Below are 15,233 nucleotides of genomic sequence, written 5' to 3'. Positions count from 1 at the left end.
TGTGACCAAGCGGTGACCGGCAAGGTCACGACTTCCGTGGCGTGGACGGGCCACGACTGACGCCTTGCCAGCGTCTACAGTCGACTCAACCGGCAGGAACGACGGAGATCGACGAAGGAGTTGAGGCATGGCGAAGACAAAACGTTGGGCCGTGATCGGAGCAGGCATCATCGGAGCCGCGGCCGCCCGCGAGATCCTGGCCCGTCACGACTCCGCCGACGTCACCCTCTTCGAGAAGGAAGACCGTCCGGCAGCCCACCAGACCGGCCACAACTCCGGAGTGGTCCACGCCGGTCTCTATTACGAACCCGGCAGCCTCAAGGCCACGCTGTGCCGCCGCGGCGTCGACCTCATCCGCGAGTTCGCTCAGGAGCACGGAGTCGCCTATGACGAATGCGGCAAGGTCGTCGTCGCCACCAACGATGTCGAAGTCGACCGCCTCCACGCCATCCACGACCGTGCCCGAGCCAACGGCGTCCCCGACATCGCCCTGCTCGACCACGATGGCCTGCGCGAAATCGAACCGAATGCCGATGCCCTCGCAGCACTTCACTCACCCCACACCGCGATCATCGACTACTCCGGACTCACCGAAGCCCTCGTCGTCGACTTCCGCGGCCACGGCGGCCGCGTGCGATTCTCCACCCCGGTGAAGTCCGTCGAGCACCGAGGCGGCCCCACCGCCCGTGACACTGGCATCGTCCACACCCCGGTCGATGCCCAGGAATTCGACCACGTCATCGTCTGTGCTGGGCTCCAATCCGACCGCCTCGCAGCCCGTTCCGGGCAGGCCCGCACCCCGACCGTGGTGCCCTTCTTCGGCCAATACTTCATCCTCGATGCGGCACACAACGATGCCGTCAACGGGCTCATCTACCCCGTCCCGGACCCGAAGTATCCCTTCCTCGGCGTCCACGTCACCCGACGCATCGACGGCGGACTGATGATCGGGCCCAACGCTTTCCTCTCCTTCTCCCGCGAAGGCTACCGAGGGCTCGGCCTCAACATCCCCGATTCCCTGGCCGTGGCCGCCGACCCCGGATTCTGGCGCTTCGCCGCAGGCAATCTGGCCACCGCTGCCCGTGAGCTGCCCGGGGTGCTCTCCATCGAGAGATTCGTCGCCGAGGCGGCCCGCTATGTCCCCTCCCTCGCGGGAGTCGGCGGCCACCGCGCCACGCGCGGAATCCGCGCGCAGGCCATGAATCGGGACGGAACACTCGTTGATGACTTCGTCATCGATCGGGCGGGAGCCGCGATGTTCGTCAGGAATGCGCCGTCCCCAGGAGCCACTTCGGCGCTGGCCATTGCCGAACACCTCGTCGGCATCATCGACGGGCGATGATGCCGGTGCCGGGCGTCGACGACGAAGGGCCGCCTGCCCGACCGTGAGGACGGGGAGGCGGCCCGAAGACCAGAGTGGCTGCTCAGTCGCACCGACTCACTTGGGTGTGCGGGTCTCTGCGCTGATGAACCAGGCCTGCTGCTCGAGTTGGGCAATGTAGCTGTGGAAGATGTCGGCGGTCGTCGGGTCCGCCGAGTCGACCTCGTCATGGCAGTCACGCATCGATGCCACGGTTGCCTCGATCGACGCGACTATGTGGTCGATGGCGTCGTGGGTGCTGATCTCTCCGTTCGGGAACTCCGGCAACCCCGTCTGTTCGGCGATCACCGCGGGGCGACCGTCCGGAGAGGCGTGGAGGGCACGCATGCGTTCAGCGATCTCATCGCTGCCTGCACGGGCGATGTCCGTGACTTCGTCGAGGTTGAGGTGGAGGTCGCGGAAGTTCGTGCCCACGATATTCCAATGCGCCTGCTTGGCAGTCAGGCTCAGAGCGATGAAGTCAACCAGAACCGTTTGGAGGTTCTTGGTCAGGGCGTCGGAGGCGACGAAGCCGCGTTCGGCGTTCTCGCGAGTGGTCTTCTCTGAGCCATGGGGGTCGGGAACTGTCACTGACTGTGTCATGATTCTTGCTCCTATTCTCTCCGGTTTCGCGTTGACCCGGAGTCTGTGGCCACCATAACGCGGCCGCAGATGGTACGTAACCCCCGTCAGGATGTGCCTGACTCATCGTCCTGGGCGATATAGACGCGGGAGCGCAGCCGCTGGGCGTGCGTGAGATTCTTGAGGTCGATGTCGCTGTCGAAGCTTGAGCCGAGTGCGCCGGCGACGACGCCCATCGCCGCACTCAGCCACGCGATGTCGAGGTAGTTCGTCAGCCGGGCTTCGGGCCGGTGGATCGTCTGGGCCATGAACTCGGGGTCGATGACGATGAGCCCTCCGGCGAGGATGCCGATGACCAGCAAAGCGTAGAGACCCGTCACGCAGATGATGAGTGTGAGTACGGTGGACAGGTTGTAGTAGAAGACGACCTGAGCCAGGCGTTCATTGACCGGGCGATCCCAGAGGCGATTGATCGTGATCAGCCAGCCGACCATGACTGCGATGGCGATGGCGCCGATCGAGATGAGGCGGGCGGTAGACAGATGGTGGGACATCTGCCAGATGGAGCTGTAGAAGATGCCGAATGCTCCTGTGGCAGCGGCTGCGGCCATGGCTCGTGAGAGCCTGCGGGCCATCCGCAGCGGCTCATTGGCCATGGTCATGCCCAGGACGAGGCGGGGTCCGCCGGTGAACGTATGAGCGTGAAGGGTGCGGCGCCCCGACTCGGAGCGGCTCGACCATCGGCCCCAGCGCGGCAGGCGATGCGTCTTCGCCGGCAGATGACCGTCGGGCAGGAGCTGATTGACGCAGCTCATATAGATCTTCAGCAGACGACTCTTCGTCGTCAGTGCGCCGAGGGTAGGGCAGGAGATCACGGCGATGTTGCGTGCCGGCAGCACCTCGGCGATCAGTGGTTTGCCCTGGGTGTGGCGCGGAATGTCCGTGAGCATGATGACGAGGTCCGCTGCGGCATAGCGGTCGACGATCGCGTCGAGAGTCGACAGCTCCAGTCGGTGGTCGGCCTGGACCCGGAGCGCCTCTGTGCACACATCGACAGTCACCTCCGACTCGAAATCCTGTCGGAGGAGTTCGGCAAACTCGTCCTTGAACGAGGCCACACGGCGGCTCGGAGGCCCGGGATCGCAGATAAGGAGGATGTGCATTTTCCCACTGTGGCAGGGCCGTCTGTTCCTGGCCAGGGCGACGGCGAATTCCGACGTATTCCCCACGGGGCTTTCAGACCGAATCTGAACTCGGACACCTGAACGCGTATTCTGATACCGACGTGGCGAAGAGACGAAGGAGGACGCGGTCAATGGCAGTTCTGGTGACCGGAGGGGCAGGCTACATCGGTTCGCACGTGGTGCGACTGCTCACCGAACGCGGCGACGACGTGCTCGTCGTCGATGACTTCTCCACCGGCATCGACGCTCGCGTCGAAGGCCTGCCCGTGGTCAACCTCGACCTGGCCGCAGCGGATGCCACCGACCGCCTCGTCGAGGCGATCAAGGAACACGGTGTGGACTCGATCATCCACTTCGCCGCGAAGAAGCAGGTCGGCGAATCCGTCGAGGAACCGGTCATGTATTACCGGCAGAACATCGGCGCGCTGACGAACATCCTCGCCGCCGTCGAAGCGACCGGTATCGAATCGCTCGTCTTCTCCTCCTCAGCAGCGACCTACGGCATGCCCGATGTCGACATGGTCGCCGAGGATCTCGACTGCCGTCCCATCAACCCCTACGGTCAGACGAAGCTCATCGGCGAGTGGATGATCGACAACCAGATCACTGCCTCGCAGATGCGGGGGACCACGTTCAACGCCGTGAAGCTGCGTTACTTCAACGTCGCTGGTGCCGGCTGGAACGAACTCGCCGACACCGCCGTCATGAACCTCATCCCAATCGTGCTCGGACGGCTGAAGGACGGCAAGGCACCGATCATCTTCGGCGACGACTACGACACCCCCGACGGCACGTGCATCCGCGACTACGTCCACGTCAAGGACCTCGCCGAGGCACATATCGCTGCCCTCGACTACATGAAGGCCGGCGGCACCACGGAGACCGTGTTCAACGTCGGCACCGGAACCGGCGCCTCGGTGAAGGAAGTCATCGACACCATCGCCGAGGTGACCGGCCGTGACATCGTCCCCGACATGGGCGAGCGTCGTGCCGGTGACCCGCCGGCGCTGGTCGCCGACGTCACCCGTATCTCGGCCCTGCTCAGCTGGAAAGCGGAGTTCGGTCTCGAGGAGATCGTCCGCAGCGCCGTCGAGGCCGCGGGGATGCTGCCGGACCAAAAGCGATGACGCAATCGGACCCAGCCGCCGCGGCGCTTCGCTGGGTCCGATCACGTTCCGTCACGGGACAGCACTTGCCCTTCCTGGCGCGGGTGGCACTGCATTTCAACCTTGAGGATGGTGCCTCGGAGGCCGGGGTGCTCGCGTCGATTCTCGATCACGGGCAGTACGTGTCCCAATTCGTCACAGGCACGAGCAATGGCGGTCTGACTGCCTTTCTCGGTGGCGACCGGTGGCACTGGGAGCAGAGAATCTTCGGTGGAGCCTATGACCATGCGGAGGTACACCACCGACCGGTCTATGGAGCTCTTGACCTCGACGGCGACCCCTATGGTCCAGCACCGCGATTCGGGTCGGCCTACCTGAGGCTTCGCCCGGAGACTCTGGTAAGAGCGACCTTTGCCTATCCCGATAGCACTTTCTGCCCGGAACTCTTCGGCGTCGCTGATCGCATGGGACTCATTGCTGACTTTCGTCGTGACGAGTTTGCGGACGACGGAGCTGCCGCTCAATCGGGCGGTATGTATCGCGACCGTCTCGACCATTACATCGAGGCTCATGTCCACGGAGGGGTGAAAGTGCCCGAAGACGTTGAAGCATTAGTCGTCGATCCCAGCTTCGCCGATCATCCGATGCTGGAGACGGCGGAACGCTGTGGTCTCGCCGTCGAGACTCATCCGGGCTATGTCGCCGAGGTTGCCGAAATCGCCGCGAATCCGGACTATCGGGGCCAGGACGTGGCGGATCTCGCGCACCGAGTCGCCGAGGTTATGGGGAATTCGGCGCAGCTGAGACCTATCGATATCGCACGCGCCCGCCGGGCGTGGGATCTCGACGGGCTACAGACCAAGAAGGTCTGGCACTGCCTCGCGCGATTCGGACGGGCCTGGTGAAGCCACGCTGTCACTCAGCGGATTTCATCTCGCTTTCGACGACCCATTTGTGGTTCGTCATCTCCATCTCATCTGTCTTCACGTCGACCATGTAGACGGTCTCGTCGGTCGCTGAGTCGATGGTCGCCTCGGCGCCTTTCATACCGGGCATATGGTCGGCATTGACGGTGGCCTTCGCCCCTTTCTCCAACGGTGCCGATCCCGGGTCCTCAAGCTCTTCGTGGACGACCCACTTATGGTCCTTGACCGGACTTCCACCGTCGGTCGGCGTGTAGCTGATCGAATAGGTTGTCGTGTCGAACGCGCCGGAGACAGTTGCCTCAGCTCCCTTCATCCCCGGCATGTGATCGGCAGAGAGAACGACTGTGTCGCCGACGTCGAATTCGGGGTCGGCGGCCTTCGCAATTCCCTCCGGTGGCGCACCGCCATCGGCTGCGTGCCCTTCGTGGCCGCCCGGCTCGTGGTCGGTATCGTTGTTGTTCATGTCTTCGTGATCGGATCCGCTGGATTCGTTCGACGCGGACTCGTGACTACCGTGGGAGCCTTCGCCGTCGGATCCTTGGGCATCGTCATTCGCAGCTGAACAGGCTGCTAGTACCAGTCCGAGTGCTGCGGTGACCGCAGCGAGGCGGGCGGCTGGATTGAGCTTCTTCATAAGTAGTTTCCTGATTCTGTGAGACGGTCGTGTCGGATTCGCTCGGCGGCAGACGTGAACCAATCAGGCCATCCCATCTTGTGAACCCGCCACGGTCACCCTATACCCCGGATGGGTATGATTTCCAAGACGACAGAGGTGCTCTGCACCAGTAGTGACATGGGGATATATATGAGAACGACGCGATTCGTGCTAGACGGTTTTCGTCTAGCACTTCCGTAAATTGATCTGATTTGCATCTTGCCTTGACCGGATCGCATTCATAGACTCGGCTGTCATGAACACAACCACAGTTGCTTGTGTCACGTGTAGTCCGGGAGCGCGCCGATGAGCGAAGTCAGTCTCAAGCAGTTGCGCTGTTTCCTCGCTGTGTACTCCGAAGGAAGCTTCACGAAAGCTGCCAAGTCCTTGCACATGGCACAGTCGCCGGTCAGCCAGTCTGTTGCCTCCTTGGAGCGGCACTTGGGTGAGAAACTCTTCGAGAGGAGGCCGCGTGAAGTCATCCCCACTGCCTCGGCTCGCGGGCTCTATCCCGAAGTGCTCGAGCTGCGACGCCGTGCCGATTCGCTCCCACAGCTTGCAACCGATATGCGTGACGGGAAGAAGACTCAGCGGATCCGCCTCGGCGGTGTCAGCTCCACTTTCCCGGCCATCATCACCGGAGTGCTTGCGGCTCTCGACGACCACTCGATCGTCGTCTCCGACGGCGCCAGTTCCGACCTCACACTTGCTGTCGACAACGGGGACATCGATGCATGCCTGGTGAGGGAGTTCAGCAGCCACCGGCCCGATGAGAAGATTGCGTTCCGGGAGAAGCTGTGCGTGGCTTTTCCAAATGGCCATCGGCTGGCCGGCCGCAGCGAAGTGCATGTCGGCGAGATCAGCGACGAGCCGGTCGTGTTGTTCCACCGTTCCTCTGCTCCCGTCGCATTCGACCTCGTCGCCAGCATCTTCATTGAGCACGGACGAACGATGCGCACGGTCGCACATGTGTCGAACGAGCAGGCCATCCTCGGGCTGGTCGCCGCCGGGGCGGGCATCAGCCTCGTGCCGGCATCGGTTGCCATCCAATCGTGGAGCGGTGTCGCATTCGCCTCTCTCGCCGAGGCACGGCACACGTATCCGCTGACGATTCGCACCGCGCCTGGAGACCCGTTGAAACTGTTGGACCCACTGACCGAAGTGCTCGGCAGATGGGCGGCAGAAAACGACCTTACGCCCTGACCTTCTATCCGCCCTCTCATCCACGAACCGCTTTCACAGGAGACTGCTCTCATGGAACCCACGGAATTCAGCCCCTCAGCGCTGCTCGTCGATGCCGGACTCATCGGCGGCCTGCTCGTCGTCGGCACGATCCTGCGAGCAAAGATTCCGGCGATCCAGACGATGATGATTCCTGCCGGAGTCATTGCCGGTGTGCTCGGTCTGGTGTTCGGCCCCAATGTTCTCGGCTGGCTGCCGTTTTCGGACCAGCTCGGCGAATACACCTCACTGCTCATCGTCCTGGTCTTCGCCTGCCTGGCAATGACCAGCGACTTCAACATCCTCAAAATCGGGCGATCGCTCGCAGGTTTCGCGAGCTACGGTGTCCTCATCTACGCCGCGCAGACGGCCATCGGCATGGGGCTGGTCCTGCTGGTCCTCGGTCCGCTGTTCGGGGCGCCTGATCATGTCGGGCTGCTGCTGTTCGCCGGCTGGGCCGGTGGCTTCGGTTCAGCAGCGGCGATCGGTACGGTATTCGCCGATTCCGGAGACCCTGCCGTGCAGTCCCTCGCGTTCACCGCAGCGACAGTCGGTCTGCTCGTCGGAGTCGTCGGCGGTATCATCCAGGCGAAGTACGGTGCAGTGCAGGGATACGCCCGTGAGTTCTCCGGCCTCGACACGGTGCCCGCCGAGTTGCGGACCGGAATCCTCGACGACAACGTCGAGCAGCCCGCGATCGGTACGCACAAATTCTCCGGCAGCGCCATCGAATCGCTGACGTTCCAAGCCGGAATCGTCGCCGGGGTGTCCGCGGCGGCCTACGGAATCAACGTCATCCTCGGCGAACTCATTCCTTCTGTGGCATTCCCACTGTTCTCAATCGCGTTCCTTGTCGGCCTCGTGCTCCGGGCGCTGTTGTCCGCGACGTCGACGACGAAGTTCATCGACAAGGACACCCAGAGTTCCATCTCCGGATCTGCGACTGACGTCCTCATGGTGTGCGGGATCGCCTCAGTAGTGCCGAGCTTCGTCGTCGACCAATGGCTCTCACTTCTCATTCTCTTCGTCGTCGGTCTGGCCCTGTGCCTGTTCCTGGGCCTGTGGGTCGCCCCGCGGGTAATGGAAGAAGGGTGGTTCGAACGGCAGCTCTTCACCTGGGGCTGGGCGACAGGGGCCGTCGCCACGGGCATCGCTTTGTTGCGCATCGTCGATCCGAAACTCAAATCTCGCACCCTTGAGGACTTCTCGCTGGCGTATCTCCCGGTCATCCCGGTAGAAGTCACCGCCGTGACGTTCGCTCCATTGCTGGTCATCGCCGGCGCCTCGTGGGCAGTTGTGGGAATCTGGGGTGCGATCACCGTCGTCGCTGTCGCCGCAGCGCTCGTCGTTGTCGCAGGTAACAGACGCAGCCGGATCCAGGTGTGACGCGCCCGCGGGAGAGACCAATCACCTAACCAGTTCTTGAGGAGAACAGCTTTGACTCACCACATCGTCATCGGAGCAGGGCTGGCCGGTGCCGCAGCCGCGTATTCGCTGACCGCGCGCGGCGAGGACGTCACTGTGCTCGAACGGCATACCCCGGCCAACGACCGTGGCAGCTCCCACGGTTCGGCCCGCATCTTCCGCTACGCCTATCCGGATCGCCTTTACACCGAACTCGTTGTGCATGCGTGTGAGCTGTGGGACGACCTCGAAGCGAAATCGGGAACTGAGCTGATCACTCGCACGGGAGCGCTCGACTTCGGCGACGCCCGGCACACTGATCTGCTCGCCGAGATCTTCGAAGAGGTCGGAGTTGAGTACGAGGTCCTCGATCCCGAGAGTGCCGCAGAACGGTGGCCGCAGTTCGCATTCGATACCGACGTGCTGTGGCACCCGGACGCCGGTGTGATCGATGCCGAGACCACGGTGACCACCATGCTCGACCGTGCGGTGGACACAGGGCGGGCTCGGGTCCTCAATGATTGGACGGTCACCGAGGTGGCCCGACGATCCGCAGGCGGCTTCAGTGCCACCTCGGCGAAGGGGGACGTTGTCGAAGGTGACCGCGTCATTGTCGCGGCGGGCGGGTGGCTGCCCGACCTCCTCGGCGATCTTGGTCTTCCGCAAGCGTTCCTCGAGGCGCTGCCGACATTCGAAGTGCGGCAGGAGCAGGCGTTCCACATGCCCTACCGCGATGCCGGTGCGGACGGTCGGCCGAGCACACCCTGGCCGACGTTCATCCACAAATCCGGGGAGATGTTCACCTACGGACTGCCCGGTGGACGGGATGCCGGTTTCGCGGGGCAGAAGTTCGCGCAGTTCAACGGCGGGAAGGTGATCGGTTCGGCCCTTGATCAGGACGGACACATCACCGAGGAGATGCGGGCTCGGATGATCGACTATGCGAAGCGGAACCTGCCGGGACTCATTCCGGAACCGTATGCGGAGACCACGTGCCTGTTCACGAACACCCCGAACGAGGATTTCGTCATCGACGAGGTCGACGGTCTCGTCATTGTCTCGGCCTGTTCGGGGCACGGCGCGAAGTTCGCGCCGCTGCTCGGCGAGTTCGTGGCCGACCTCGCTACGGGTTCAGGCGGCGTGCCGGAACGATTCCGGGTGGGCGGCGCTTCGACGATGTGATCGGGCGGCATGGTGTCTCAGCGTTCTGTCGCGATGAATTGCCTCAACGCTTTGACGCGATGATGAGTTGCCGCGTCGAATGGGCAACGAAGGGCTCGCCTCGACGCACCCGGGCATCGAGTTCACGCAGCTGCGGAAGATAGTCGGCAACCGAGAAATCGGGCACCCACCACAGACATTTGCGCAGGATCCACACGATCGCACCGACGTCGAAGAACTCCATGCGGCAGCGCGCGGTGCGCAGCGTTTCGACCGTGAGTCCGGCCGCCTCGGCGGCGTCGGATTCGGTCTGCGGGTGCCGTGAGCGGCGATTTTCCGGCAACGGTCCGAGGAAGAACTCGATGAGCTCGAACGCCGAGGCCGGACCGACGTGCTGGGCGAGATAGGTGCCTCCGGGGACGAGAACCCGGGAGATCTCCGACCAGGCGGGGCTCACGGGATGTCGGGAGGTGACGAGGTCGAAGCTGCCATTGGCGAAAGGCAGCCTGTGCGGGTCGGCTTCGACGACATCGACGCCACGCGGACCGAGCCGGTGCCGGGCCACGGCGATATTGGGGCGGTACGACTCGGTCACCGCCATGCGCGGCGGCAGCACCGGTGCCTCGTCGACGACCTCGCCGCCGCCGGTACCGATATCGAGGGCCGCCGTTGCCGTCGACAGTCTCCTGGCAAGAAGGCTTGCGTAACCCCAGGGCGGTCGCTCCTCGGTGGCGCGCCCATCGAGCCAGCCGAATCCCCACCCGGTGACATCGGCGGATTGTGCCTCGGTGACGAGCTCGTCGAATGCGCGCATACCGCCATCTTCGCGCACACGACTCTCACACGTCGAGCCAAGCGGTCACATCGACGAGCAGATCGTGCGGCGCCTCGAGCGGGACGAGGTGGCCCGAGTGCGGGAAGCGGGCCACGTGCGGGTTTCCGGGAAGCGCCTCGGCGAGGCGATCGGCCTGGGCGACCGGAATCCACGGATCGTCCTCACCCCACCCGATACGGACCGGGCAGCGCACCTCACCGAGGCGGTCGACGACGGGCGCCGTGTGCTCGGAGCGCAGCGCGGCGATCTGCCGGTAGAACGCAGCTTGACCGGCTTCGGTGCGCCAGGGGTCGCTGAGTTCAGTGATGTGGACATCGCTGAGGTTCGAGCGGACTTCGCCCGATGGCGATTCGTCGGCTGGTGTGGCCGCCGCCCCGGCGATGTATTCGCGGACCAGGGCGCGATGAAGTCGAGGTGGGAGGGCGGCGAAGACCTTTTCGTTCTCGGCGACGAGGCGGAAGAACGGTGAGCCCCACGGGTCGAGAGTGACGATGTCGAGCAGATACAACGACGCGAAATCGCAGCCCTCGAACAGGTGCGCGCCGAGTGCGACAGCGCCGCCGATGTCATGGGCGATGACGTGGGGATTCGACACGTCCCAGCAGTCGATGAGCTCGGCCAGTCGACGACGTTGGGTGATGAGATCGACGGCGGGAGCCGCCTCGGCGGGGTGATGGTCTGTCGGCTGTGCCGACGTGGTGGAGGGATCGGGGATGGAATCGCCGGAGGTGGCGGGAATCGAGTCGCCGTAGCCGGGCATGTCCCAGAGACGGACGCGGTTCGTCTGCGCGAGCTCGCGGGCAAGCGGCAGCCACATGCGCGATGACCACGGGGTTCCGTGGCAGATGATGACCTCGCCAAGGCGGTCATGGACGGTGTCGTGGGAGGTCGGTTCGAGGGTCGTTGTGGCCACCTCGGCGCCGTCGCTCAAGGTGATGCGATCGGTGGACATGCGGATAGCGGGGCTGCGATCGGTTGGCGTCATCATGGATCGACGGTAGAACTTCAGGTCAACCTGAAGTCAAGGTGTCATCATGGAGTCATGAAGATCGGGGATGCGGCTGCGCAGCTGGGAACGGCCGCGCATGTGCTCAGGCATTGGGAGGACGAAGGCGTCGTCGTGCCGGACCGGACTGCGGCCGGGCACCGTGAGTATTCGGATGAGCATCTGAGCCGGTGTCGGATCGTGCTGTCGTGTCAGAGTGTGGGCATGAGCCTTGCGGAGATCCGGGCGATCCTGCACCGTGGTGAGGCGGGACGTGCCTCGGTGATCGCGGCTCGCCTGTCGGCGATTCGGGCGCAGCGGACCTCGCTGGACTCGGCGGAGAGGTTTCTCCTCCATGTTCGCCATTGCCGGCACGACCTCATGACCCGGTGTCCGGAGTGCTCGGAGTACGCGGGGTGAGGCGGGTGTTGTGCGGCGGAATCGGGTCGCGAAATGCTCGGTCGGGCAGGTAACGGTCGGCCGCCTCGGCGGGGTCGATGTTGCGGTGGGCGGAACTCAGTGCACATTGCGCGAATTCTCGGGTCGGTGATGGTCACAAAATCTCGGAGAACGGGCATGATGGCCTTATGACCACAGATATGGATATTGCGCTCAGCGCCGAGCTCGATCCCATCGTCGATATCGCCGCTGGGCTGGGTCTCGACGCGAAGGACATCATTCCCCACGGATGGACGAAGGCGAAGGTGCCGATCGACGTCCTCGATCAGGCGGCCGAGACCGCCACGGACGGCAGGCTCATCCTCGTCACTGCAATGAGCCCGACCCCGGCCGGGGAGGGAAAGACCACGACGAGCATCGGTCTTGCTGATGGACTCAACGAACTTGCCCGATCGAAGCCCGAGGTCGGCAAGGCCGTGCTGGCATTGCGGGAGCCGAGCATGGGCCCGGTCTTCGGAATGAAGGGCGGGGCGGCGGGCGGCGGATACGCACAGGTCGTGCCGATGGAGGACATCAACCTCCACTTCACCGGCGACTTCGCGGCCATTGCAGCGGCGAACAACCTCGCCGCGACGATGCTCGACAACCACATCCACTTCGGCAACGAGCTCGACGTCGATCCGCGGCGCATCCACCTCCGCCGCGTCGTCGACCTCAATGACCGCGCCCTGCGCGGAGTCGTCGTCGGACTCGGCGGGCTCAACGGGGGAGTGCCCCGCGAGGACGCCTTCGACATCGTCGTCGCCAGCGAGGTCATGGCGGTGTTCTGCCTGGCCACCTCGTTGGCTGATCTCAAGGAACGGCTGGGACGGATCGTGCTCGCGCACAGTAGGGGGCGGGAACCGATCACAGTCGCGGACATCGGGGCGGCGGGCGCCATGACCGCGCTGCTGCGCAACGCTCTGGCGCCGAACCTAGTGCAGTCCTTGGAACATTCGCCGGCATTCATCCACGGCGGACCGTTCGCGAACATCGCCCACGGCTGCAACAGCCTGCTGGCCACGAAGGCTGGCCTGGCGCTGGGCGACTGGGTCGTCACGGAGGCCGGATTCGGTGCCGACCTCGGTGCCGAGAAGTTCCTCGACATCAAGTGCCGCACCGCTGGGATCTGGCCCTCGGCCGTGGTCGTCGTCGCAACGCTGAGGGCCCTGAAGTACCACGGGGGAGTTAACGTTGCCGATGTGAACTCTGCTGATGTTGGTGCGGTGCTGGAGGGCATGAGCAACCTCGAGCTGCATTGTCGGAACCTGCGCGAGATCTACGGACTGACGCCGGTCGTGTGCTTCAACCGGTTCCCAACGGACACCGACGAGGAGATGGCCGCGGCGATCAGCCATTTGGATGGTCTTGGGGTTGCGGCCGTGGAGTCTACGCACTGGGCCGACGGCGGTAAGGGCGCGCTCGCTCTGGCCGAGGCGGTCGTCGAGGCTGCGGGCGGGGCGCCTGAGGATCCGGTCGTCTCGGCGAGGTATTCGTACGAGCTCGGGGCACCACTGGAGGAGAAGATCCGCACGATCGCGCAGCGGATTTACCAGGCCAAGGACGTCGATCTGCCGGCCAAGGTGAAACGGAAGCTCAAGCAGTTCACGGATGAGGGCTTCGGCGATGCGCCCGTGTGCATCGCGAAGACGCAGTACTCACTGTCGACGGATGCGAGCCTGCGTGGGGCGCCGACCGACCACATCATCGAGGTCAAGGACGTGCGGCTGTCGGCAGGAGCCGGGTTCATCGTCGTGATCGCCGGCGACATCATGACGATGCCTGGCCTGCCGCGTGAACCTTCAGCGCTGAAGATCGACGTCACCGAGGACGGCAACATCACCGGCCTCTTCTGACCACCAATTACTACCTGACGGCGGCTCAGCAACCTCGCGCGAGGTTGCTGAGCCGCCGTCAGGTAGTTCTGAGAGGGCGGGGCGGGTCGCCAGCGCTGCGGGCGCCCCGTTTGCAGGTGCCCTAGCGTACTTCGATGACCTGCTTGATCGCTGCGAGAGTCTCGGGAATGCCGTTCCGCGCCGATGTGGTTCGTGCGGCGATCTCGTCGGCCGCTCGTGCACCGTATTTCTCTGCAAAGAAGTCCTGCCCGGCCGGCAGGAATTCCCACGATTCGGTGAGCAGTGTGCCGCCTTCGGCTTCCTCCACGCTGTAGGACCAGTTGACTCGCCCGGGTCCCACGCTCCAGCCGAAAGTCCGTCCCTCGTCGGCAATGACGACTTGGCTGCGAGTTTGCCACTCTCGGTCAGGGGTGACGTTGCGCCCGGTGAACCAAGCTCCTACCTGTGGGCCGTCACCCTCGTCCCACCAGCATTCTCGGCAGATCGGCGACCACTCTCCAGTTCGGGACACGTCTGCAACGGTCCTGTAGACCGTCATGGGGTCGGAGCTGATGAGTATGGAATCTGCGAAGGTGAGAGACTCGGTCATGCTGGTCATCCTATCGGCCTTCGGACGCGCGCGGGCGATCTCTCAAACGGTGGTCGGGCAGGCGCCTGACCAGTCGAGTCAGTCTCCGGCGTTGCCTGTGACGCGGTCGAACACGGCGTCGAGAGCTGCCGCCAGGGAGTTTCGGTTGGCCTCGTTCATCCACTCCTGGTTGAGCATTTCGTTGAGGCCGCCCGGGGTCTCGTGGGCTGCGACCAGGTCGTCGATGGGATCGGTGGTCTCGGCGAGGGTGGCGCCGAGGCCGACGAACTGGCCGCGGATGAAGTGGTCGGCATCCGCCTGGTCCCAGCCGCGGTCGACGAGCCACGCAGTGATCGTCTGGAGGAACGCGAAGTGCGCCGACATCGTCGCTGTCACTGCCGAGAGCGTGGAGAACATCCTCTCATCTGCCGCGGTCACCGACCCGCCAAGGTGACTCAATAGCCCTTCGACCGCGTCATCGGCCGGGAACAGGGCGGTGACTCCCTTGCGCTCGCGGACGGCGGGCAGGGGGATGACGCGCACGATCGTCGGGGAATGCGGAAGATGGTTCCCGAGCGTGGTCGTTGAGACTCCAGCGACGGCGCTGACCAGGGTCTTCTCGGTCGGAATGTCGAGATCGTCCAGGACTGCTCCGATCTGCTGCGGCAACACTGCGAGGACCACCAGATCGCTGCGGTCGATGACGTCCTGATTGCTCTGGCAGACCGTCGCGGACTCGATTGACTCAGCGAGTCTCGCCGCGCGTTCGGAATTGCGTGGGGAAAGCAAGAATTGCAGGTCGGCATTCGCCTCGCTGTAGGCAAGACCTTCGACCATCGCCGAGGCGATCTCTCCGACTCCGATGAAACCGATGCGTGTCATGTGCTCCTCCTCGAGTGAGTGTGTGCCTGTGTGCATTGTGTCATCGACTCAACCGTACGTGCGGGGGCCT

15 protein-coding genes are annotated in these 15,233 nt (G+C 64.1%); 8 read left to right on the top strand and 7 right to left on the bottom strand.

Annotation, left to right across the window (positions count from 1 at the left end; all coding sequences use genetic code 11):
* The first annotated feature begins 127 nt into the window (after positions 1-127).
* On the top strand, positions 128-1,342 hold the full coding sequence (gene lhgO, locus AC3CD9_RS10575; protein WP_488363830.1) for an L-2-hydroxyglutarate oxidase: 1,215 nt from the start codon (positions 128-130) through the stop codon (positions 1,340-1,342).
* A gap of 96 nt (positions 1,343-1,438) precedes the next feature.
* On the opposite strand, the gene AC3CD9_RS10570 is transcribed toward lhgO, so the two are convergent.
* Positions 1,439-1,963 carry a Dps family protein gene (locus AC3CD9_RS10570; RefSeq protein WP_488363829.1) on the bottom strand — a complete coding sequence of 175 codons (525 nt, stop codon included), beginning with the start codon at positions 1,961-1,963 and terminating at the stop codon, positions 1,439-1,441.
* An 86-nt stretch (positions 1,964-2,049) separates the two neighbouring features.
* Positions 2,050-3,105, bottom strand: a complete 1,056-nt coding sequence (locus tag AC3CD9_RS10565) for a hypothetical protein (RefSeq protein WP_488363828.1) — start codon at positions 3,103-3,105, stop codon at positions 2,050-2,052.
* A gap of 152 nt (positions 3,106-3,257) precedes the next feature.
* Between AC3CD9_RS10565 and galE the strand changes: the two genes are divergently transcribed.
* Positions 3,258-4,253, top strand: a complete 996-nt coding sequence (galE, locus tag AC3CD9_RS10560) for a UDP-glucose 4-epimerase GalE (RefSeq protein WP_488363827.1) — start codon at positions 3,258-3,260, stop codon at positions 4,251-4,253.
* Complete coding sequence (locus tag AC3CD9_RS10555; protein WP_488363826.1) at positions 4,250-5,137, top strand: DUF3626 domain-containing protein; 888 nt, start codon at positions 4,250-4,252, stop codon at positions 5,135-5,137. Before galE ends, AC3CD9_RS10555 begins: the two co-directional genes overlap by 4 nt.
* 10 nt (positions 5,138-5,147) lie before the next feature.
* On the opposite strand, the gene AC3CD9_RS10550 is transcribed toward AC3CD9_RS10555, so the two are convergent.
* The gene (locus AC3CD9_RS10550; RefSeq protein ID WP_488363825.1) at positions 5,148-5,792 is read right to left on the bottom strand and encodes a YdhK family protein; all 645 of its coding nucleotides are present in this window, start codon (positions 5,790-5,792) and stop codon (positions 5,148-5,150) included.
* A gap of 327 nt (positions 5,793-6,119) precedes the next feature.
* Between AC3CD9_RS10550 and AC3CD9_RS10545 the strand changes: the two genes are divergently transcribed.
* The 3 genes from AC3CD9_RS10545 to AC3CD9_RS10535 are packed head-to-tail and all read left to right on the top strand — an operon-like array spanning position 6,120 to position 9,620.
* Positions 6,120-7,016 (top strand): LysR family transcriptional regulator, encoded by an 897-nt coding sequence (locus tag AC3CD9_RS10545; protein WP_488363824.1) that lies wholly within the window; start codon positions 6,120-6,122, stop codon positions 7,014-7,016.
* 51 nt (positions 7,017-7,067) lie between these two features.
* A complete protein-coding gene (locus AC3CD9_RS10540; protein WP_488363823.1) occupies positions 7,068-8,420 on the top strand; it encodes a sodium/glutamate symporter in 1,353 nt (450 codons plus the stop codon).
* A 51-nt stretch (positions 8,421-8,471) separates the two neighbouring features.
* Entirely contained in the window at positions 8,472-9,620 is a 1,149-nt protein-coding gene (locus AC3CD9_RS10535) for an FAD-dependent oxidoreductase (RefSeq protein ID WP_488363822.1), read from the top strand.
* Positions 9,621-9,663: 43 nt separating this feature from the next.
* Here the strand turns inward: AC3CD9_RS10535 and AC3CD9_RS10530 are convergent, their stop codons facing one another.
* Positions 9,664-10,413, bottom strand: coding sequence for a class I SAM-dependent methyltransferase (locus AC3CD9_RS10530; protein ID WP_488363821.1), 750 nt, complete (start codon positions 10,411-10,413; stop codon positions 9,664-9,666).
* A gap of 25 nt (positions 10,414-10,438) precedes the next feature.
* Positions 10,439-11,422 (bottom strand): alpha/beta fold hydrolase, encoded by a 984-nt coding sequence (locus AC3CD9_RS10525; RefSeq protein ID WP_488363820.1) that lies wholly within the window; start codon positions 11,420-11,422, stop codon positions 10,439-10,441.
* A 54-nt stretch (positions 11,423-11,476) separates the two neighbouring features.
* Between AC3CD9_RS10525 and AC3CD9_RS10520 the strand changes: the two genes are divergently transcribed.
* Both AC3CD9_RS10520 and AC3CD9_RS10515 read left to right on the top strand, forming a co-directional pair.
* Positions 11,477-11,839 (top strand): MerR family transcriptional regulator, encoded by a 363-nt coding sequence (locus AC3CD9_RS10520; protein WP_488363819.1) that lies wholly within the window; start codon positions 11,477-11,479, stop codon positions 11,837-11,839.
* A 167-nt stretch (positions 11,840-12,006) separates the two neighbouring features.
* Positions 12,007-13,713, top strand: a complete 1,707-nt coding sequence (locus AC3CD9_RS10515) for a formate--tetrahydrofolate ligase (RefSeq protein WP_488363818.1) — start codon at positions 12,007-12,009, stop codon at positions 13,711-13,713.
* 121 nt (positions 13,714-13,834) lie between these two features.
* On the opposite strand, the gene AC3CD9_RS10510 is transcribed toward AC3CD9_RS10515, so the two are convergent.
* Both AC3CD9_RS10510 and AC3CD9_RS10505 read right to left on the bottom strand, forming a co-directional pair.
* Positions 13,835-14,302 carry an SRPBCC family protein gene (locus tag AC3CD9_RS10510; RefSeq protein WP_488363817.1) on the bottom strand — a complete coding sequence of 156 codons (468 nt, stop codon included), beginning with the start codon at positions 14,300-14,302 and terminating at the stop codon, positions 13,835-13,837.
* Between the two features lie 78 nt (positions 14,303-14,380).
* Positions 14,381-15,163 carry an NAD(P)-binding domain-containing protein gene (locus AC3CD9_RS10505; protein ID WP_488363816.1) on the bottom strand — a complete coding sequence of 261 codons (783 nt, stop codon included), beginning with the start codon at positions 15,161-15,163 and terminating at the stop codon, positions 14,381-14,383.
* Positions 15,164-15,233 lie beyond the last annotated feature (70 nt).

It is taken from the genome of Brevibacterium sp. MGP-B1 (genome assembly GCF_057766545.1).
Note: the sequence above shows the minus strand (reverse complement) of the source record. Positions and strands in the feature narration are given on the sequence as shown.

Bases quoted from the DNA above. Each gene is read 5' to 3' on its own strand.
- lhgO (WP_488363830.1), top strand. From the start codon at position 128: ATGGCGAAGACAAAACGTTGGGCCGTGATCGGAGCAGGCATCATCGGA.
- AC3CD9_RS10570 (WP_488363829.1), bottom strand. From the start codon at position 1,963: ATGACACAGTCAGTGACAGTTCCCGACCCCCATGGCTCAGAGAAGACC.
- AC3CD9_RS10565 (WP_488363828.1), bottom strand. From the start codon at position 3,105: ATGCACATCCTCCTTATCTGCGATCCCGGGCCTCCGAGCCGCCGTGTG.
- galE (WP_488363827.1), top strand. From the start codon at position 3,258: ATGGCAGTTCTGGTGACCGGAGGGGCAGGCTACATCGGTTCGCACGTG.
- AC3CD9_RS10555 (WP_488363826.1), top strand. From the start codon at position 4,250: ATGACGCAATCGGACCCAGCCGCCGCGGCGCTTCGCTGGGTCCGATCA.
- AC3CD9_RS10550 (WP_488363825.1), bottom strand. From the start codon at position 5,792: ATGAAGAAGCTCAATCCAGCCGCCCGCCTCGCTGCGGTCACCGCAGCA.
- AC3CD9_RS10545 (WP_488363824.1), top strand. From the start codon at position 6,120: ATGAGCGAAGTCAGTCTCAAGCAGTTGCGCTGTTTCCTCGCTGTGTAC.
- AC3CD9_RS10540 (WP_488363823.1), top strand. From the start codon at position 7,068: ATGGAACCCACGGAATTCAGCCCCTCAGCGCTGCTCGTCGATGCCGGA.
- AC3CD9_RS10530 (WP_488363821.1), bottom strand. From the start codon at position 10,413: ATGCGCGCATTCGACGAGCTCGTCACCGAGGCACAATCCGCCGATGTC.
- AC3CD9_RS10525 (WP_488363820.1), bottom strand. From the start codon at position 11,422: ATGATGACGCCAACCGATCGCAGCCCCGCTATCCGCATGTCCACCGAT.
- AC3CD9_RS10520 (WP_488363819.1), top strand. From the start codon at position 11,477: ATGAAGATCGGGGATGCGGCTGCGCAGCTGGGAACGGCCGCGCATGTG.
- AC3CD9_RS10515 (WP_488363818.1), top strand. From the start codon at position 12,007: ATGACCACAGATATGGATATTGCGCTCAGCGCCGAGCTCGATCCCATC.
- AC3CD9_RS10510 (WP_488363817.1), bottom strand. From the start codon at position 14,302: ATGACCGAGTCTCTCACCTTCGCAGATTCCATACTCATCAGCTCCGAC.
- AC3CD9_RS10505 (WP_488363816.1), bottom strand. From the start codon at position 15,163: ATGACACGCATCGGTTTCATCGGAGTCGGAGAGATCGCCTCGGCGATG.